The sequence below is a fragment of the Actinoplanes sp. CA-142083 genome, assembly GCF_050942195.1.
Classification (GTDB): domain Bacteria; phylum Actinomycetota; class Actinomycetes; order Mycobacteriales; family Micromonosporaceae; genus Actinoplanes.
In genome coordinates this window covers 10,480,131-10,499,601 of sequence record NZ_CP192076.1, presented here as the reverse complement: position 1 = coordinate 10,499,601, position 19,471 = coordinate 10,480,131, and the positions used below count along the sequence as shown (strand labels likewise).

Sequence of the window (19,471 nt, the reverse complement as noted above, 5' to 3'; positions counted from 1 at the left end):
GACCCACCACTCTGGAGGAAGCCGCATGTCGCACCCCCTCGCCCGGCTCACCGCAGAAGAGATCCATGCCGCCCGGTCGCTCCTCGAGAAGGCCGGCGCGCTCGCCGAGAGCACCCGCTTCGCCTATCTCGGGCTGATCGAGCCGGAGAAGAGCCTGGTGCTGGCCGGCGGGACCGTGCCGCGCGAGGTGCGCGTCCTGCTGCTCGACCGGGCGACGGGCCTGGGCCGGGACTGCCGGATCGACCTCAGCGCCGGCGCGATCGTCGCGATCACCGAGCTCGACGCGGCGGCGGGCCAGCTGCCGATTCTCGATGAGGAGTTCATGGTCATCGAGGAGATCCTGGCCGAATCGCCGGAGTGGCTGGCGGCGCTCGAGAAGCGGGGTCTGCCGGTCGAGGAGGTGCGGGCCTGCCCGCTCTCGGCCGGCAACTTCGACTACGCCGACGAGGCGGGGCGGCGGATGATCCGGGTGCTGGCGTTCCATCAGCCGGACCCGAAGGAGCTCGTGTGGGCGTACCCGATCGACGGTCTTGTCGCCTATGTGGACCTGACCGGGCGCATCGCGCTGGCCGTGCACGACCATGAGCAGCACCCGATCCCGCGGGAGAAGGCGGAATGGGAGGTGCCGCCGCGCGAGACCCTCAAGGCGATCGAGATCACGCAGCCGGACGGTCCCAGCTTCACCGTCGAGGACGACGTGGTGACCTGGGAGAAGTGGCAGCTGCGGATCGGCTTCGACATGCGCGAGGGGCTGATCCTCAACCAGATCTCGTTCGACGGGCGGCCGATCGTCTACCGCGCGTCGATCGCCGAGATGGTGGTGCCGTACGCCGACCCGTCGCCGGCCCGGTTCTGGCAGAACTACTTCGACACGGGGGAGTACCTGTTCGCGCGGTACACCAACCCGCTGGAGCTGGGCTGCGACTGCCTCGGCGAGATTCACTATTTCGACGCGACGCTCATCGACGAGCTGGGCGCGCCGCGGGTCATCCCGAACGCGATCTGCATGCACGAGGAGGATTACGGCGTGCTGTGGAAGCACACCGACCTCTTCAACGAGATGTCCGAGACCCGCCGGCAGCGCCGCCTGGTCGTCTCGTTCTTCGTGACGATCGGCAACTACGATTACGGCTTCTACTGGTATCTCTACCTCGACGGGACGATCCAGCTCGAGGCCAAGGCGACCGGCGTGGTCTTCACGTCGTCGTATCCAGGCGCGGGTTATCCGTACGCGACGGAGATCGCCCCCGGGCTCGGCGCGCCTTTCCATCAGCACCTGTTCTCGGCGCGGCTGGACATGACAGTGGACGGCGTGCGCAACGCGGTCGACGAGATCGACGCGGTGCGGGTGCCGGTCGGGCCGGACAACCCGTACGGCAACGCCTTCGCCCGCCGCGCGACCCGGCTCGCCAGCGAGTCGGAAGGGCAGCGGCTCGCCGACCCGGCGGCCGGCCGGGTCTGGCAGGTGGTCAACCCGGAGGTCACCAACCGGCTCGGTCAGCCGGTCGGTTACGCGCTGCACCCGGCGGGGCTGCCGCTGCTGCTCGCCGACGAGTCGTCGTCCATCCACGCCCGCGCGGCCTTCGCCACCCGGCACCTCTGGGTCACCCGGTACTCGCCCGACGAGCGCTATCCGGCCGGTGATCTGGTCAACCAGAGCCCGGCCGGCGCCGGGCTGCCGGCCTGGACGGCGGCCGACCGGCCGATCGACGGCGAGGACATCGTCCTCTGGCACACGTTCGGCCTGACCCATTTCCCGCGCACCGAGGACTGGCCGATCATGCCGGTCGACTACGCCGGGTTCACGCTCAAGCCGTCCGGGTTCTTCGATCGGAACCCGGCGCTCGACGTTCCGAAGTCGGCGGCGCGGCACTGCCACTGACCGGAAGCCTGCTGTTCACTCGCTGTGCGTCGGCTGTGTACGGAAGGCCGCCACGGTATGGGGCGCGCGATGATCTCTCTCGCGCGCCCCTCAAGGAGATCTCGTGGCAGCAGCGCGCTTTCGCATACTTCGGCACCGGGTGGACGGCTCGATGAGCTGGCGGCTGCTGGCCACCAACAACCGTGACCTGGGCCGGGCGCCCGTCGGCTATCCGGACGCCGAGGCCTGCCAGGCCGCCGTGCTCCGGCTCCAGCGCGACATCGCCAGCCTGCGGGTCGTCATCGTCCGCGCCGGGCCGTCCTCGTGGAGCTGGCGGATCCTGGCCGGCGAGGCCGTCGCCGCCGTCTCCAGCCGTGACTATCAGCGGCGCATCCAGGCCGAGCAAGCTGCAACGATAGCCCTCGATCTGATCCCGTCCGCGGAACTCGTGGGGCTCGACCCGCGCCGGTGAGCGTTGCACACCCTCTCGTCCGTTCCCGCGCCAAACCATGGCGCGCATTCGTCCGTCGTTAACCGAACCCCGGGTCTGCCGAAAGCCAACATCGTTTCTCTGAGCGCGCACGGAGTTACCCCAGAGTCACGTCAGGCAGGGGACGGGTATGACGAGCGCGCCGCTCGAGGCTGTGGCGGCGCCGGAGCGGCGGCGCCGGCTCCGGCCGTCCGGCGGACAGGACAAGGTGTTCCGCATCGTGCTGCGCTGTGCCGGCGCGGCGGTGCTGGTGCTGATGGCGATGGTGGGCGCCTTCCTGTTCAGCAAGGCCATCAACGCGTTGCGCCTGGCCGGCTGGTCGTTCCTGACCACCGAGGAGTGGGAGCCCGACTCGGGCCACTTCGGCATCGCCGCCGTGCTCACCGGCACCATCCTGATCGCGACCGTGGCCATCAGCATCGCGGTGCCGCTGGCCACCGGGATGGCGCTGTACGTCTCGGAATACGCGCCGCAGCGGCTGTGCCGGTGGCTGATCAACATGATCGACCTGATGGCCGCGGTGCCGAGCGTCGTGTACGGCCTGTGGGGCTTCGCGTTCCTGCAGGGCCACGTGATCGGCCTGGCCCGCTGGCTCTCCACCTACCTGGCCTGGTTCCCGCTGTTCAAGGTGACCGGCTCGGACCCCCGCGACCCGCTGGCCACCGAGACGGTCTACACGTCGTCGACGTTCATCGCCGGGATGGTGGTCGCGATGATGGTGGCCCCGGTGATCTGCTCGATCATGCGGGAGGCGTTCTCCCAGGCGCCGATCGGTGAGCGCGAGGGCGCGTACGCGCTGGGCGCCACCCGCTGGGGGATGATCCGCTCGGTCGTCCTGCCGTTCGGCAAGGGCGGCATGATCGGCGGAACAATGCTCGGCCTGGGCCGGGCGCTCGGCGAGACCATCGCGGTCTACCTGATCATCTCGCCGGTCTTCGTGATCCAGCCGCACATCCTGCAGAACGGCGCCAACTCGGTGTCGGCGCTGATCGCCCTGCGCTACGGCGAATCCGGGCCGGTCGCGCTCTCCGCGCTGATGGCGGCCGGCGTGGCGCTGTTCCTGATGACGCTGGTCGTGAACTTCGCGGCCGGCTCGATCGTGGCGCGCAGCCGGTCCGGCGCCGAGAGCGAGGCGTGATGACGGTCGTCCCGGGCATACAGCCCGAACCCCTCGAGCCGGAGGTCCGCCGCGTCACCGCCACGGTCTCCAGCGAGGACCGCGCGCTCGTCTTCGGCGCCCTGGCCGCCGGGATCAGCGCCACCGCGCTGATCTTCTACTGGCTGGCGCCGTTCTCCGGGCTGCTCGGCTTCGTGGTCGTCTCGTTCCTGATGTTCCTGGCCTTCTACGCCGTGCTGGTCTGGCTGGACGGCGACGGCCCGGCGGTGCGCGACCGGATCGTCGGCGCGATCGTGCACGGGCTGGCCGCGCTGCTGTTGCTGGCCCTCGGCTTCGTGGTGGCGTTCACGTTCATCAAGGGCTGGTCGGCGTACACGCACCTGAACTTCTTCACCCAGGACCTGACCCGGGCCGGGCCGCTCGAGCCGCTCACCACCGGCGGCGCCCTGCACGCGGTGGTCGGCACGCTCGAGCAGATCGGCCTGGCGCTGTGCATCACGGTGCCGCTCGGCCTGCTCTGCGCGCTGTTCCTCTCCGAGCTGCGCGGCGGCTTCACCCGCTTCGTGCGCACGATCGTCGAGGCGATGACCGCGCTGCCGTCCATCGTGGCCGGTCTGTTCATCTACGCGACCGTGCTGCTGATCCTCGGCTTCGAGAAGTCCGGCGTCGCGGCCTCGCTGGCGATCAGCGTGATGATGCTGCCGATCATGATTCGCGCCGCCGACGTGGTGCTGCGGCTCGTGCCCGGCAACCTCAAGGAGGCGTCGCTCGCGCTGGGCGCCAGCCGGTGGCGCACGGTCCGCACGGTCATCCTGCCGACCGCGCGGCCCGGCCTGGCCACCGCGATCATCCTGGCCACCGCGCGCGGCATCGGCGAGACGTCGCCGGTGCTGCTGACCGCCGGGTATTCGGCGGCGCTGAACGCCGACCCCTTCCACGGCCCTCAGGTCTCCCTGCCGCTGGCCACGTTCACGCTGGTCAAGTCGCCGCAGCCGACCGTGGTGGCGCGCGGGTTCGGCACCGCGGCGCTGCTGCTCCTGCTGGTGCTGCTGCTCTTCGTGATCGCCCGGCTGATCGGCGGGCGCGGGCCGCAGGACCTCTCGAACCGGCAGCTCCGGGCGCGGGCCCGGGCCTCGGCGCGGGATCTGGCGCGGTTCAACCGACGCCACGTACCCCAGCCGATCCTGCCCGGCGTGAACCTCTACGCCGAGCAACTGCCACCAGCGATGAGCACCACCAGCACCACCGGAAATGAGGAACAGTGATCATGCTGAGGCGCGTCACCCGCGCCGTTGTCGCGGCCGCGGCGGCCCTGGCGCTGGTGCTGGGCTACCAGCTGCCGGCGGCGGCCGCCTACGTGCCGGTCAACGGCGCCGGATCGACCTGGAGTGAGAACGCGATCCGGCAGTGGGCGTCCAACGTCCAGCAGTACGGCATGCGCATCGACTACGCCGGCACGGGCTCGACCGACGGCCGCAACCAGTTCGCGAGCGGCCTGACCGACTTCGGCGTCTCGGAGATCCCGTACGGCAAGGACGACAACGCCGCCGCCGAGGCGCGCCCGAAGTTCCCGTTCGCCTACATGCCGATCGTCGCCGGCGGCACCGCCTTCATGTACAACCTGAAGATCGGCGCGAACAAGGTGACGAACCTGCGCCTCTCCGGCGACACGCTCGCCAAGATCTTCACCAACGTGATCACGGTCTGGAACGACCCGGCGATCAAGCAAGACAACCCCGGGCTCGCCCTGCCGGCCCGCAAGATCGTGCCGGTCGTGCGCTCCGACGGCTCCGGCACCACGGCCCAGTTCACCACCTGGCTGAGCAACCAGTACCCGTCGATCTGGAACGCGTACTGCGCCAAGGCCGGCCGCAAGACCCCGTGCGGGATCACCTCGATCTACCCGACGATCCCGGGCAGCGCGACGACCGCGCAGTCCGGCTCGCAGAGCGTCGCCGGCTACGTGGCCCAGGACGCGGGGCTCGGCGCGATCACGTACGTCGAGTACTCGTACGCCCTCTACGCGCACTTCCCGGTCGCGAAGATCCGCAACAAGAGCGACTACTACATCGAGCCGACCGCGCAGTCGGTGGCGGTGGCGCTGCTCGCCGCGAAGATCAACACGAACAAGAGCTCGCCCGACTACTTGACCCAGGACCTGCGCGGCGTCTACGCGTACGGCGACCCGCGCACGTACCCGCTGTCCAGCTACAGCTACATGCTGCTGCCGGTCGACCAGGAGAACACCCGGTTCAAGAAGGCCAAGGGCAAGACGCTCGGCGACTTCTCGTACTACTTCCTCTGCGAGGGCCAGCAGCAGGCGGACAAGCTCGGCTACTCGCCGCTGCCGATCAACCTGGTGCAGGCGGGTCTCGACCAGGTGCGCCGCATCCCGGGCGTCGACGCGCAGAACGTCAACATCAAGAAATGCAACAACCCGACGTTCTCCACCGACGGCACGAACACGCTGGCCAAGAAGGCGCCACAGCCGAAGGCGTGCGACAAGGTCGGCCCCACGCAATGCACGACCGGGACAGCGGGCGCCACGAGCGACACCCCGACCACCGGGACCAAGAACAACAACACCAGCAAGCCGACGAGTACGGCCACGCGGGGCCCCAATCCCACGGCGTCGTCATCGTCGGCGGCCGCCGGTGGCGCAGCGACCGGGGGTGACACGGGCGGGGCGATCGACCCGGACACCGGCCAGGTGGTCGGCGGCGCCGGCGGGGGCGGCGTGGACAGCGTCTCGGCCATCCCGGTCTCGCTCTCCAACCAGCTCGATCCCACGCTCAAGCTGGTCCTGATCATCGTGGCCTGCGGCCTGCTGCTCGGCCTCACCGTCGGCCCGCCGCTGATCGCGCGCATGCTCAACCGGGGTGATCGGCGATGAGCCGCAAGTGGGCCGCGGCGCTGCTCGCCGGCGTGCTGGCCGCGCTGACCGCGCTGGTGTACCCGCAGGCCGCGGCGGTCGCCGCCGACGAGGGCTCGGCGGTCACCGTTTCGGGCACCGGAGAGTTCAAGGACCTCAAGGTCACCGTCAGCCAGACCAGGAACCTGATCAACCAGGTGATCACGGTCTCCTGGACCGGCGGAACGCCCACCGTGGACACCGGCGTCTTCACCGACTACCTGCAGATCATGCAGTGCTGGGGCGACCTCGCGACCGGCCCCGACCGCACCCAGTGCCAGTACGGCGCGCTGTTCACCGACAACCGCGGCGGCCAGTGGACCGGCAGCCGGCAGATCAACTACGGCAGCAACTTCGGCTCGGTCAAGCAGCCCGACGGCAGCGTGAAGGACTGGGTCGACCCCAACGAGCCGATCAAGCCGCACACCGACGGCACGCCGACCTACGTGCCCTTCTCCTCGGTCACCGGCGTCACCAACGACGCCGGCGGCGGTGGCGAGTTCTTCGACAACACCACGACCAACGAGATCCCGTACGGCCGCACGCTCGCGAACGGCACCGGCGAGGAGTTCTTCGAGGTGCAGACCGGAGCCGAGGCGCCCGGTCTGGGCTGCGGCGAGGAGATGACCGACGGCACCTCCCGGCCGTGCTTCCTGGTGATCGTGCCGCGCGGCAAGACCGAGATCAACGGCAAGTCCGGCGACGGCCTGCTGCACAAGTGGCTCGACTCGTCCCCGCTCGAGAAGACCAACTGGGACAAGCACCTCACGGTCCCGCTGAACTTCCAGACCATCGGCAAGCCCTGCCCGATCGGCACGGCTGAGCGGCGCACGGTCGGCGCCGAGGCGATGACCGAGGCGATCCTGCGCTGGCAGCCGGCGCTCTGCGACGACGGCGGCCGGGTGTACGGCTACTCCCAGGTCACCGACGACCTGGCCCGCCTGAGCCTGACCAGCCCCGACCCGGGCATGGTCTTCGTCGACGACCCGGCGTTGCCGAATCCCCAGGCGCCCCAGGTGTACGCCCCGGTCGCGGTCTCCGGGCTGGTGATCGCGCTGAATGTGGAGTGGCAGTCCAACATCGACGCCACCGACGACGACCGGCTGCACGAGGGCCGGCGAATATCGGATCTCAAGCTGACCCCGCGCCTGATCGCCAAGCTGCTGACCCAGTCATACCGGTCGGGCGCCGACTTCACCCGGGAGACGGTGCAGGACAACCCGCAGTCGATCGGCAGCGACCCCGAGTTCACCGAGCTCAACCCGGACTTCAAGAAGCAGCTGAACCTGCCGATCGGCGACATGCTCGTGCCGCTCGGCCAGAACGACCTGGCGACCCGGCTGTGGCAGTGGATCCTCGCCGACGACGAGGCGCGGAAGTTCCTGAGCGGCACCCCCGACCCGTGGGGCATGAAGGTCAACCCGGTCTACAAGGTGCAGACCTGGCCGCGGGACAACTTCCCGAAGAGCGACCTGTACTGCATCAAGCTGCGGGCGGACGACCAGAAGGACCACGACTGGTGCACGCTCGACATGCACCCGTACGCGAACAACATGCACGACGCGGCGCGCTTCGCGGCCCGCGGCGACACGCTGGTGCACAACGCCACCTCGCGGGACGCGACCGGCGCGGTCATCGGCTGGAAGAAGGGCCCGCCGCAGTCGCCGGGCAAGCGGGCGGTCTTCGCGGTCACCGACGTGGCCACCGCCGACCGGTACGGCCTTCCGGTGGCCCAGCTGCGCAACAACGCCAAGCAGTTCGTGGCGCCGAACAACGCCGGCCTGCTCGCCGGGGTGGGCACGATGCAGCAGTCGAAGACCGTGCCGGACGTGCTGCTGCCCGACGCGAACACGAAGAACCCGTCGGCGTACCCGCTGACCACGGTCGTCTACGCGGCCACCGTGCCGTCGGCGATCACGACCGACGCCGGCAAGGACTACGCCGACCTGCTGCGGTACGCCGCGGCCGACGGCCAGACCCCGGGCGTCGAGCCCGGCACGCTGCCGTTCGGGTACGCCCCGATGCCGGAGGGCCTGCGCGCCGTCACGCTGCGCGCGGCCGACACGATCGAGAAGGACGCCGGCCAGATCGTGACTCCGGTCACCACCGCCACGACGACGCCCCCGATGGGCGGCGGCACCGCCACCGGGGTGCCGGCCACGCCCAAGCCGACCAAGGCCTCGGTGCCCGCCGCCGGCGCGGCGCCGAGCATGGCGCCGGCGGCGCCCACCCCGTCCGGCCACGGCTCGCCCGTGCCGGTCGCCCAGACCAACCCGACACCCGGGCATCCCGTCGGAAACCTGCGGTACGCCCTGATCACGGCGCTGCTCGTCGGCCTGGTCGCGGCGCTCGCCGGCCCGATCATCCTGCTCCGGGCCCGGAGAGGGGGTCGGTAGCGAACCGACTCTGAGACGTCTGTGGCCAGGAGCGGGAACTCCTGGCCACAGCACCGGCAGCCGGTAGCTGCCGGGAACGGGCCGGGCGCCAGCCCGACTCGCATTCGCACAGAAAAGGATAGCCGCAGTGAACAAAAGGTTCCTGGCTGTCGTCGGGGTAGGCCTGGTAGGGGCTCTCGCCTTCACCGCCTCCCCCGCGTCGGCCGACCCGACCGGGTCGCCCACCTACCGCACCCTCGCCGGTGTCGGCTCGGACACCACCGAGGGCGTCATGAACGGCCTCTCCCAGGTGGTGACGATCAACGGCGTCAAGGTGATCGGCTCCTACGACGCCTTCGGCAGCGCCACCATCCAGACCAAGGAGACCGGCTGCGTCATCAACCGGCCGGCCGGCTCGGGCAACGGTGTCACCGCCCTGGTCGCGTCCCAGGACGCCGCCAACGGCTGCCTCGACTTCGCGCGCTCGTCGAGCAACAACGCGTCGTCGTACGCCGGTAAGAACCTCGCCTACATCCCGTTCGCGGTGGACGCGGTCACCTACGCCGTGCGCAGCGACAGCGGCATCTCCCGCACGCTGAGCAAGGCCAACCTGACCACGATCTACAACTGCGGCGCCGGCGCGAACTACCAGCCGCTGCTGCCCCAGTTCGGCTCGGGCACCCGCAGCTTCTTCCTGAAGTCGCTCGGGTTCACCGACGTCGCGGACTTCACCTCGCAGCCCAACCACACCTGCATCAAGCAGGTGGACGCGACCAACCAGCCGCTGCAGGAGAACAACGGCGCCCTGGTCACCGACGTGAAGCAGGTCGTGCCCTACTCGATCGCGCAGTACCTGGCGCAGACCACCTCGGTCGTTCCGGACGTGCACGGCAAGGTCGTGCTGGGCCAGATGGACGGCATCGCGCCGACCGTGCTCAACACCTCCTCGAGCATGATCCGCGACGTCTACAACGTCGTCCCGGTCAACAAGCTGGGCGACTCGACCGTTTCTCAGGTCTTCGTCGGCTCCAACTCGCTCGTCTGCACCAACGCCAACACGATCAAGAAGTACGGCTTCGCGCCGAACGCCTCGTGTGGTGACACCACCCTCCGCACGCCCTGATCGACTCGAAGGCGAGTTAGATAAATGCGTATCAAGTCCCGCATCGCCGGCGGCGCGGTCATCACCGCTGTGACCGCCGCGACCGTCCTCGGTGTCGGCGTCGGTGCCGCGCAGGCCGCTCCGCCGGCCGGCACCCTTGGCTCCCTCACCAACAGCCCGGCCACCGGCACCGACCTGACCGCTGCCAAGGTGCACACCTCGGCCGGTTGCTCCACCGACTCCGACTCCTACCGTGGCGTCCTGACCGGCCCCGGCGCGTTCGCCGCGGGCACCCAGGTCGTCAAGCCGCAGACGGTCAACTTCTCGACCGACGACGGTTTCGACGTCCAGGTCGAGAACACCTTCAAGGACATCGCCGAGGAGCTGGGCACGACGATCGTGGCCGGCGAGTACGACCTCACCATCTACTGCATCGACGGGTTCTCGCAGGATGTGAAGGGCACCTTCACCGGCGCCTTCTACTTCACGTCGGCGACCGCCTACCAGTCGACCGACCCGGCCGCGTCGCAGCCCTCGAGCACCGCGCTCGAGATCACCCCGGCCGGCCCGGTCGACGCCGGCACGAGCGTGACCCTGAAGGCGACCGTGGCCCCGGCCACGGCCACCGGCACGGTCCAGTTCAAGGACGGCGCCAACAACCTGGGCGGCGTGGTCACCGTCAGCGGTGGCGTGGCCACCCTGACCACGGCGGCGCTGACCGCGGGCTCGCACTCGATCACCGCCGCGTTCACCAGCACCAGCTCCGGGATCAACAGCTCGGTGTCGGCGGCCTCCACCCTCGTGGTGAACGCCGCGCCGGCCACCGCGACCACCACCGCGCTGTCGGTCAACCCGAGCGGCTCGGTCGAGAAGTTCACGCCGGTCACCCTGAGCGCGACGGTCACCCCGTCGGGCGCCCCGGGCAAGGTGCAGTTCCTCGACGGCGGCCAGAACCTGGGCGCCGCCGTGACCGTGTCCAACGGCGCCGCCACGCTCACCACGAGCAGCCTCGCCGAGGGCTCCCACTCGCTGGCCGCCCGTTTCGTCCCGGCGAACTCGGGTGACTACGCGGCTTCCGAGTCGCCGGCCTTCCCGCTGACCGTCTCGCCGTTCACCGGCGGCGCCGCGTCGCAGACCATCTCCACCACCGTGGAGAGCGGCGCCCTGACGATCAGCGTGGCCAACACCGACGCGGTTGTGCTCCCGGCCCCGGCCCTCGCGGCCGACGCGTCGAAGCTGACCACGGGCGGCAACCTGCACCAGCTCACGGTCACCGACACCCGTGCCGGCAACCTGGGCTGGAACGTCGCGGGCCAGGTGTCCGACTTCTCCGACGGCAACAACCACTCGATCAACGCGGCCAACCTCGGTTGGTCCCCGAAGGTCGACGACAAGTCGCCGTCGCAGACCGTCGCCGCCGGCCAGCAGGTCGCCCCGGCCGACGCGATCGCGCCCGGCGCGTCCGCGCCGAACGGCGTCGGCCTCGCCAGCAGCCGCACCCTCGCCTCCGCCGCTTCCGGCGCGGGTGTGGGCACGGCCCACGTGAGCGCCTCGGTCTCCCTGCAGGCGCCGACCACCACGGTGGCCGGCACCTACTCGGCGACGCTCACCATCACCGCCATCTGATGCACCGGTGCGGGGCGGACCGCCATCCGTCCCGCACCACCCTTTCCCTTCGCGAAGGACGGTCCACAATGCGGCGAGCCACTGCGGCCACGGCCCTGCTTGGCGTACTGCTCGGCCTCGTCTCCGGCGCACCCGCCGAAGCCGCGCCGGGCGACTCCAACGGCGGCGGGCGAGCCACCTTCGGCTTGCGCCCGACCGGGAAGAACGGCCCGGACGACCGGCCCACCTTCGCGTACGGCGCCACGCCCGGCGGCGTCTTCAACGACCAGGTGGAGATCTCCAACGCCGGCACCAAGCCGCTCACCCTCAAGGTGTACGCGAGCGACGCGTTCACCCCGCGGACCGGCGGCTTCGACCTGCTCGCCGCCGGCGGCAAGTCGGACGACGCCGGCAGCTGGGTCAGCGTCTCCCGCCCGTCGGTGACGGTGCCCGCCCGCGGCCGGATCATCCTCCCGTTCACCCTCAAGGTGCCGGCCGGTGCGACGCCCGGCGACCACGCCGCCGGCATCGTCGCCTCGCTCACCTCGATCGGCAACGATGCCAAGGGCAACAAAGTCGCCGTCGACCAGCGCGTCGGCGCCCGCATCTACCTGCGGGTCAGCGGCGCGCTCGAGGCCCGGCTCGCGGTCGAGGGGCTGACCGCGAAGTACCACCCGAAGGCCAACCCGTTCTCGTCCGGCACCACCACGGTGACCTACCGGGTGCGCAACACCGGCAACGTGCGGCTCGGCGCCCACCAAAAGGTGACGGTCAAGTCCTTCCTGGGCGGCAAGAAGACCGCCGACGCCATCGCCGATGTGCCCGAGATCCTGCCCGGCGACGCCGTCGACATGACCGCCGAGGTCAAGGGCGCGTTCCCGGCCATCTGGCTCACCGGATCGGTGACCGCCGACCCGCTCGCGCAGAAGATCGATCAAGAGCTTCCCGTGTACGCGGTCAAGCGCGACCACGGATTCTGGGCCGTCTCCTGGACGCTGCTCGCCATCGCCGGCGGGATCCTGCTGATCGCCGGCGCCTTCTTCGGCACCCGCTACCTGCGCCGCCGCCGGGCCAAGGGGGTGGCCGGTGCGACCGCGTGACCTGATCCTCGCGACCGCCGTCATCCTGTTGGCGACCCCCGGTGCCGCGCAGGCGGCGCCCAGCGGCACCCTGGACTTCTTCCCGTCCAACAGCATCGACGTGGCGGCGATCAAGGCGCGGACGTCGGCCGGCTGCCCCTCGGAGGCGGACAGCTACTTCGCGGTCGCCAAGGGCCACGGCTTCCCGGCGGACGGCCAGATCGTCACCACGCCGACCGCCGCCGGGATGTCGCGCACCCAGGGCTTCGACGTCTACTTCGCGCAGACGATGAAGGACTTCGCGGCCGACAACAAGACCACGCTCAAGGGCCGGTACGACGTCGCCGTCTACTGCATCGACTCGTTCCTCGGCACCAAGTTCGCGCAGTTCACCGGCGCGCTGACCTTCACGTCGCCGACGAAGTACCAGGCGTCCGGCAAGAACACGATGACTTCCGCGCCCGCCGCCGCGCCCACCACCGCGGCCGCGGCGCCCACGCCGGCGCAGACCGCCGCCTCGCCGGCGCCGCCGCCGGCGCCGGCCGGCGATGTGCCTCAGGAAGCGGAGCCGACCACCACCGAACTGGTCGCGGCGCCCGCTGTCACGTCCGAGGACGACGGTCTTCCGATCGGCTGGATCGCCGGGATCGCCGCCGTCCTGCTGGCCTTCGAGATCGGACGGCGTTTCGGGCGCCGGTCCGCGGATTCCGGGAGGAACTGACCATGAAGCGAACCCTCCGGGCATGGACGACGGCGCTCGGCCTCGTCCTGATGGCCGCCGGAGCAGTGGCACTTCTGGCCGCGTCTCCCGCACAGGCGGCGGACAACGAGACCACGCTGACCTTCAACCCGGCGAAGGGCGTCGACACCACGGTGCCGAAGGTGACCACCTCCGCGCAGTGTCCGACCGACGCCGACGAGTACATCGCCTACGTCATCGGCCCGGAGAGCTGGAGCAAGGACCCCGTTCTGATCACCAATCCGACCGACACCGGCCTCTCCTACGAGGAGCCGTTCGAGGTCCAGCTGGGCCAGAGCATCCGCGACCTCACCTTCGACGACCTCGGCCTCAAGGCCATGGTCCTCGGGTACTACAAGATCGAGGTCACCTGCCGGGAGAAGGTCCTGCAGACCCCGTTCAAGGTCTTCTCCGGGTACATGCATTACTACTCGGCGACCGCGTACCAGGCCGGCCCGGACGTCTATCCGGGCAGCACCACCGAGGTCATCCCGTCGGCGTCGCCCTCCACGTCCACCTCCGCGTCGCCCTCGACGTCGGCCTCCACCTCGGCCACGCCCGACCCGACGGCCACCACCGACCCGACCACGGATCCGACGACCGACCCCACCGGCACGACGTCGCCGACAGCCACCCCGACGCCGACCACCTCGACGTCGCCGGTGTCCTCGTCGGGCACGCTGCCGGTCACCGGCCCGCCGGCCGGCGGATTCGTCATCCTCGGCATCGTGATGATCATCCTCGGCGGCTGCGTGGTCCTCGGGACCATGAAGTTCGACCGGCCGCAACCGGCCCGGTGGTGAGCACCATCAGCGCTCCGACCGCCGAGACCAGCACGCTGCCGGCCGCGCCGGCTGTCCCGGACATCGCCGTCGACACCGCGCCGCCGGCGTCGCCCCCGCCACCCCCGGCGCCCTCGTCCCGGCCCGAGCCGCGGCGGCGCACGACCGCGCTGCCCCAGCGACCCCGCTTCTCCGCGTGGTCGCTGTCCGGCACGGCGATCACCATCCTGGCCGCGATCTCGCTCGGCTTCGTGGCGCAGATGACCGTCCTGGGCTCGCTCTCGCACGCCCGCGCGCAAAAGGTCGCCTATGCCAACTTCCGAGCCGAGCTCGCCCAGGCCACCGCGCCGGTCAGCCACTTCGACGCGAGCGGCAAGGACGCGCTGCCTGAGGGCGTCGCCGTCGCCGTGCTCAGCATCCCGAGCATCGGTGTCAAGGAGGTCGTCTTCGAAGGCACCGACAGCGGCGTGCTGATCAAGGGGCCCGGCCATCGCCGCGACACCGTCTTTCCCGGTCAGGAGGGCGCCAGCGTCATCATGGGCCGGCGCGCCGCCTTCGGCGGACCCTTCGCCCGGCTCAGCGATCTCAACGGCGGCGACAAGATCACCGTGATCACGGGACAGGGCGAGCAATCGTACGATGTCATCGGCGTGCGCCGGACCGGTGAACCGCAACCATCGCCGCTGAACGCCGGTGAAGGCCGGCTGACGCTCGTCACCGCCGACGGCGGGGCCTACCAGCCCACCGACGTGCTGCGGGTCGACGCGAAACTCACCTCGCAAACGCAGGAGACGCCGCGGCTGGCGATCAGCTCGGCGATCCTCCCGCACCGCGACGGCGTCATGGAGATCGACCTCATGGCGCTGGTCCCGCTCGTCCTCTGGGGACAGCTGCTGGTGGCCGCGGCCCTCACCCTCACCTGGGTGCGGCACCGCCTCGGCCCCTGGCACGCCTGGCTGATCGGCCTGCCCGTCCTCTCCCTGCTCGGCATCCTGGTCGCCGGACAGTGCGCCCAGCTAGTGCCCAACCTGATCTGAGCTCCGTTAACCCGCGGCGGAAAACCCCAGAGAAAAACCGTAAATGGAGAGCCCCTCATGACCGAAACCCTCGTCATGCCTCCGGTGGGCGAGCCGGCCTACGACGCGGTGGCGCTGGACGCGCAATCGATCTCCGCCTGGTTCGGCGAGCACAAGGTGCTCGACCGGGTGTCGCTGAGCATGCCGGCCAAGATGGTGACCGCGCTGATCGGGCCGTCCGGCTGCGGGAAGTCGACGTTCCTGCGGATCCTCAACCGGATGCACGAGCTGATCCCGAGCGCGTCGCTGGCCGGCGAGGTGTGGCTCGACGGCGAGGACATCTACGACCCGAGCGTCAAGGTCACCGACGCCCGCAAGAAGATCGGCATGGTCTTCCAGAAGCCCAACCCGTTCCCGGCCATGTCGATCTACGACAACGTCGTGGCCGGGCTCAAGCTGACCGGCATGCGGGTGTCCCGCGGCGACAAGGACGGCCTGGTCGAGGAATGCCTCACCAAAGCCGGACTGTGGAAAGAGGTGCGCGAGCGCCTGCGGTCGCCGGGTGGCGCGCTCTCCGGCGGACAGCAGCAGCGTCTGTGCATCGCGCGCTCCCTCGCCGTACGCCCGCAGGTGTTGCTCATGGACGAGCCGTGCTCGGCGCTGGACCCGACGTCGACCCGCCGGATCGAGGAGACGATCGGGGAGCTGGCGCACGAGGTGACCATCGTGATCGTCACGCACAACATGCAGCAGGCGCAGCGGGTATCGCAGCAGTGCGCGTTCTTCCTGGCCGAGCAGGGAACGCCCGGGCACATCGTCGAGCACGGGCCGACCGGCAAGCTGTTCAACGAGCCGATCGACCCGCGCACCGAGGACTACGTCAACGGACGCTTCGGCTGAGCTCTACTGCTTTATTGCAGCTTGAAGCTCTGGGCGCCGGTGCCGTTGCAGGAGTACTGCACCAGCTGGACGCCGTCGGCCAGGCTCGCGGCCGGTACGTCCAGGCATTTGCCGCTGTTGCGGTTGACGAGGTGGTAGTAGCCGTTGCCCTCCGGGACGGGCTGCCACTGCTGGTTGGCGCCGCCGCCGTACGTCCAGGTCTGAATCTTCGCGTTGTCCGCCGGGGACACGCCGGTGACGTCCAGGGCCTGGGCGCTGTTGCCGCGGTTGTTGACGCGTACGTAGCCGTCGCTGGTCGGCACGAGCTGGTATTGCTGGGCGTTGGTGGCGTTGCAGGCGTACTGCTGGATCGCGGTGCCGTTGGTGGTGCCGGCGCCCTTGGCGTCAACGCACTTCCCGCTGTTCTTGTTGACCAGCGTGTACCAGGCAGTGGGGTCCGGCCCGGTCGACGGCGGTGGCGTTGTCGGGTTTGTCGGACTACTGCCTCCGAGCCACAGCAGCCCGTTGATCAGCCATTGGTTCTGCTGGGCGCTCTCGAACGTCGACGACATCCGCGTGTTGGTGTCGTAGTTCATGCCGTTGTGGCCGAAGTTGGCGTACAGCATCTTGTAGTTCTTGTTCGTCCACATGATCGGGTAGAAGCCGCTGCGCCACTGCTGGTTGGGGTCGCTGCCGACCGGGAACGTCGACGCGTCGAGCGACGCCAGGATGTCGATGTTCGAGTTCTGCCGCAGGTCGTTGCTCCACGAGTACCACTCGGAAACCGACGACTGGATCGTCGCCGGCAACCCCGCCGTCGACGGGTGGTTCCGATCCTCGATCTTCAGCGTCTCGGCGGTCGGCCCCCACGTGTTGGAGACGAAGTTCCCCGACCCGAGGAACGAGTTGTAGTACCAGCTCCAGTCGCCCGCGCTGGTCGTGAACGCGCTGACGTGGAACCCCAGGAACCCGCCGCCGTTCTGCATGTACTGCTGGAACGCGGCCCGCCGCTCGGCCGGCGGCCCGTCGTCGAGAAACATGATCACCTGATACCCGGCCAGCCCCGACGCGCTGAGCCGGCTCCAATCGGTGGTCGCCTCCCAGCTGAAGCCGTACTGCGCTCCCGCCTTCGGGAACCACTCCTTGGCTTCCTTGTCGAAGTCGATGTGGGCCGCGTCCCAGGTGCCGTTGTAGAACGCCAGCACTTTGAAGCTCACCGCCGCCGCAGCTTGCGCGGTATGCACAGCAAGCCCGGCGGCCAGTGCCGTGAGCAGGGCAATGATCGCCACGAGGGCGCGTCTGAACAGTCTTATCGCCACGATCCGATACCTCGGGGATGAGTGCGGTAGGGGAGCGCGGCGCCGCTGGCTCACATCCTCAGGCATCGATGCGTCTGGGGACAAGGTTAAGAGCCTTAATAGTTAAACTAACTTCCGAAGGAATCCTCGGCCAGCAGCTCCGCCCGCCACTCCGCAAACCGTTGCCGCATGGCGGCGAGGGTAATCAGCGGAGGTCCCGTAGGCGGCGAAACGTCGATCCGGATAGCGGGCCAGCGTCTTGAAGAGGTCGGCCAGGACGCGCCGGTCGAACCCGGCGTCGCTCTGCTCGGCGAGCTCGCACAGGCGGGCTCTGCTATAGCGACCGCTGACGATCGCGGCGTCAACGTCGAGGAAGTCGCGTGGCTCGGCCCTCGTGTACAGGGCGGACATCTTTCCGGCGACCACGTCGTCCACGTGCAGGACCGGACCTATCTCCATCGCGACCGGCGGCAATGCACGCCAGTTCGCCGCGAGTTCGACCTTGCCAGGCTTCTCGGGTAGCGCGGGGTCTATGACGATGAGCCGGGCGAAAGTGTCGAACTGTTGCACGATCTCGACCGTGAATCCGCAGTCGCGATATTCGGCGACGACCGCGCTCACGGCGGCATCGAACTCGTCGCGGCGTTCCCACGCGGTGAACAGGTCAACGTCCTCGCTCGGGCGCGTCAGAATCCCGTGCGCCTGCACCGCGTACCCGCCGGCCGGGGCGAAGCCGTAGCGTGCGGCGGCTCGTAGGCCGACCTCGGCCAGCCTGGCGTGGGTCGGATCCACTATCAGCCGGCCATCGCCTGCGGCGGATCGGCCAGCTCCGGAAAGCGCGCGCGCCACAGCGCGCGAAGGCGGCCGGGTAGCCACAGCGTCGGCCAGACGCGGCGCAACGTCTCGGCGTCGAGCCATTTCGCCAGGTCGGCTGGGCTGGCTGCCTGGTTCAGCACGGTCTGATACATGAGCTGGAGGTCGCCCGGGTCGTCCAGGTCGTAGGTGCTGTCACCCGACCAGTCGAGCCAGTGATCGAGGGTTGCGAGACCCCCGATCGGTCCGCGCAGGTCGGCGAGGCTCGCCGGCACGACGTAGTGCCGCTGGTCGACATAACGCGAACCAGCGGGTGCCCTGTCCGTCTCGGCCATGCCTAGATTCTATGAGGCGCGGGGCCGGTGGAGTCGCGGACTATCAGCTCGGTGGCCAGCTCTATGTGCAGGGCGTCGAGGCGGTGGCGGTTGAGCAGGCGCTGCAGGAGGCTCACGGCTATGCGGCCCATCTCTTGCAGGGGCTGGCGGACCGTCGTGAGGGTGGGGCGGGTGGCCTGGGCCAGGTCGATGTCGTCGAAGCCGGCTATCGACAGGTCTTCGGGGACGCGCAGGCCCTGCTGGGCGGCCGCGGCCAGGGCGCCCGAGGCGGCCTTGTCGTTGAAGCCCAGCAAGGCGGTGGGGCGGTCGGGGCGGGACAGCAGGTGAGTCGCGGCCTCGTAGCCGAAGCGGACTGTGGGCTCGCCGGGGAGGGCCAGCGCGGGGTCGGGCAGCACGCCGGCGTCGGCGAGGGCGGACACGTGGCCGGCGCGGCGGGCGGTGCTGGCCAGCCAGTTGTCGGGGCCCGCGATCAGGCCGATGCGGCGGTGGCCGAGCTCGACCAGGTGGCCGGTGAGGCTGCGGGCGCCGGCGAAATGGGCGGCCGACACGGCGGCTATGTCGCGGGGGACGGTCTCGCGCGGGTCGACGACGACGAACGGGAAGCCGGCCTCCTGCAGGGCGACCAGCTCGGCGCCGGGCTCGGGTGGCAGCACCACGATCGCCCCGGCTATCCCGGCGCGGGTGGCGAGCGTGGGCAGCACCTCGTGCTCCTGGGTGGCTTCGCCGGCGTTGAGCACCACCTGGCGGCCGTGCAGGTCGAGGGTCTCGGCGATGGACGAGACGATCAGTCCGAAGTAGTCGGTGAGCAGGTACGGGCAGCGCAGGAAGATCGCGCCGGTGTCGCTGGGCCGCCGCCGGGGTGTCCCGCCGCCGAGGCGCTCGATGGTGCGGTGGACCAGGTCGCGGGTCTCGGGCGCGACGTGGGCCTGTTCGTTGAGCACGCGGGAGACGGTCGCGATCGAGACTCCGGCGTGCGCGGCGATGTCCCGGACCGTGACCTTTTGTTTCATGTGCGAAGCATAGACATTGACACCCGCCGGGGTCGCTGGTTACCTGACCGATAGCAGAA

At 69.8% G+C, this 19,471-nt stretch carries 16 protein-coding genes and 1 pseudogene; 13 read left to right on the top strand and 4 right to left on the bottom strand.

The genetic code is table 11. The features are described from left to right. The first annotated feature begins 25 nt into the window (after positions 1-25). The 13 genes from ACQPZX_RS48580 (at position 26) to ACQPZX_RS48520 (ending at position 15,977) form a co-directional block, all read left to right on the top strand. Positions 26-1,882 carry a primary-amine oxidase gene (locus tag ACQPZX_RS48580; RefSeq protein ID WP_433371988.1) on the top strand — a complete coding sequence of 619 codons (1,857 nt, stop codon included), beginning with the start codon at positions 26-28 and terminating at the stop codon, positions 1,880-1,882. A gap of 103 nt (positions 1,883-1,985) precedes the next feature. Next, on the top strand, positions 1,986-2,333 hold the full coding sequence (locus tag ACQPZX_RS48575; protein WP_433371985.1) for a hypothetical protein: 348 nt from the start codon (positions 1,986-1,988) through the stop codon (positions 2,331-2,333). Between the two features lie 148 nt (positions 2,334-2,481). Then, positions 2,482-3,489, top strand: coding sequence for a phosphate ABC transporter permease subunit PstC (gene pstC, locus ACQPZX_RS48570; RefSeq protein WP_433371982.1), 1,008 nt, complete (start codon positions 2,482-2,484; stop codon positions 3,487-3,489). Then, a complete protein-coding gene (pstA, locus tag ACQPZX_RS48565; protein ID WP_433371979.1) occupies positions 3,489-4,733 on the top strand; it encodes a phosphate ABC transporter permease PstA in 1,245 nt (414 codons plus the stop codon). Before pstC ends, pstA begins: the two co-directional genes overlap by 1 nt. 2 nt (positions 4,734-4,735) lie before the next feature. Continuing rightward, positions 4,736-6,361: a phosphate ABC transporter substrate-binding protein PstS gene (pstS, locus tag ACQPZX_RS48560; protein WP_433385976.1), complete on the top strand. Its 1,626-nt coding sequence runs from the start codon at positions 4,736-4,738 to the stop codon at positions 6,359-6,361. Beyond that, a complete protein-coding gene (locus tag ACQPZX_RS48555; protein WP_433371976.1) occupies positions 6,358-8,775 on the top strand; it encodes a hypothetical protein in 2,418 nt (805 codons plus the stop codon). The genes pstS and ACQPZX_RS48555 overlap by 4 nt, the downstream gene beginning before the upstream one ends. A gap of 127 nt (positions 8,776-8,902) precedes the next feature. Beyond that, complete coding sequence (locus ACQPZX_RS48550; protein ID WP_433371973.1) at positions 8,903-9,877, top strand: hypothetical protein; 975 nt, start codon at positions 8,903-8,905, stop codon at positions 9,875-9,877. 24 nt (positions 9,878-9,901) lie between these two features. Further along, entirely contained in the window at positions 9,902-11,482 is a 1,581-nt protein-coding gene (locus ACQPZX_RS48545; protein ID WP_433371970.1) for an Ig-like domain repeat protein, read from the top strand. 68 nt (positions 11,483-11,550) lie between these two features. Beyond that, a complete protein-coding gene (locus ACQPZX_RS48540; RefSeq protein WP_433371967.1) occupies positions 11,551-12,561 on the top strand; it encodes a WxL protein peptidoglycan domain-containing protein in 1,011 nt (336 codons plus the stop codon). After that, entirely contained in the window at positions 12,548-13,261 is a 714-nt protein-coding gene (locus ACQPZX_RS48535; protein ID WP_433371964.1) for a hypothetical protein, read from the top strand. The genes ACQPZX_RS48540 and ACQPZX_RS48535 overlap by 14 nt, the downstream gene beginning before the upstream one ends. 2 nt (positions 13,262-13,263) lie before the next feature. Then, a complete protein-coding gene (locus ACQPZX_RS48530) occupies positions 13,264-14,082 on the top strand; it encodes a hypothetical protein (protein WP_433371962.1) in 819 nt (272 codons plus the stop codon). Continuing rightward, positions 14,079-15,098: a sortase gene (locus ACQPZX_RS48525; RefSeq protein ID WP_433371959.1), complete on the top strand. Its 1,020-nt coding sequence runs from the start codon at positions 14,079-14,081 to the stop codon at positions 15,096-15,098. Before ACQPZX_RS48530 ends, ACQPZX_RS48525 begins: the two co-directional genes overlap by 4 nt. Positions 15,099-15,155: 57 nt before the next feature. Further along, the gene (locus ACQPZX_RS48520; protein WP_433371957.1) at positions 15,156-15,977 is read left to right on the top strand and encodes a phosphate ABC transporter ATP-binding protein; all 822 of its coding nucleotides are present in this window, start codon (positions 15,156-15,158) and stop codon (positions 15,975-15,977) included. Positions 15,978-15,988: 11 nt separating this feature from the next. Here the strand turns inward: ACQPZX_RS48520 and ACQPZX_RS48515 are convergent, their stop codons facing one another. From ACQPZX_RS48515 to ACQPZX_RS48500, 4 genes and pseudogenes are all read right to left on the bottom strand, one after another. Next, the gene (locus ACQPZX_RS48515; RefSeq protein ID WP_433371955.1) at positions 15,989-17,173 is read right to left on the bottom strand and encodes an RICIN domain-containing protein; all 1,185 of its coding nucleotides are present in this window, start codon (positions 17,171-17,173) and stop codon (positions 15,989-15,991) included. A 209-nt stretch (positions 17,174-17,382) separates the two neighbouring features. Then, positions 17,383-18,046: pseudogene (locus tag ACQPZX_RS48510) on the bottom strand (nucleotidyl transferase AbiEii/AbiGii toxin family protein). 2 nt (positions 18,047-18,048) lie between these two features. Next, positions 18,049-18,402: a hypothetical protein gene (locus ACQPZX_RS48505; protein WP_433371952.1), complete on the bottom strand. Its 354-nt coding sequence runs from the start codon at positions 18,400-18,402 to the stop codon at positions 18,049-18,051. Positions 18,403-18,404: 2 nt separating this feature from the next. Further along, positions 18,405-19,412, bottom strand: a complete 1,008-nt coding sequence (locus ACQPZX_RS48500; protein ID WP_433371948.1) for a LacI family DNA-binding transcriptional regulator — start codon at positions 19,410-19,412, stop codon at positions 18,405-18,407. Positions 19,413-19,471: the final 59 nt, after the last annotated feature.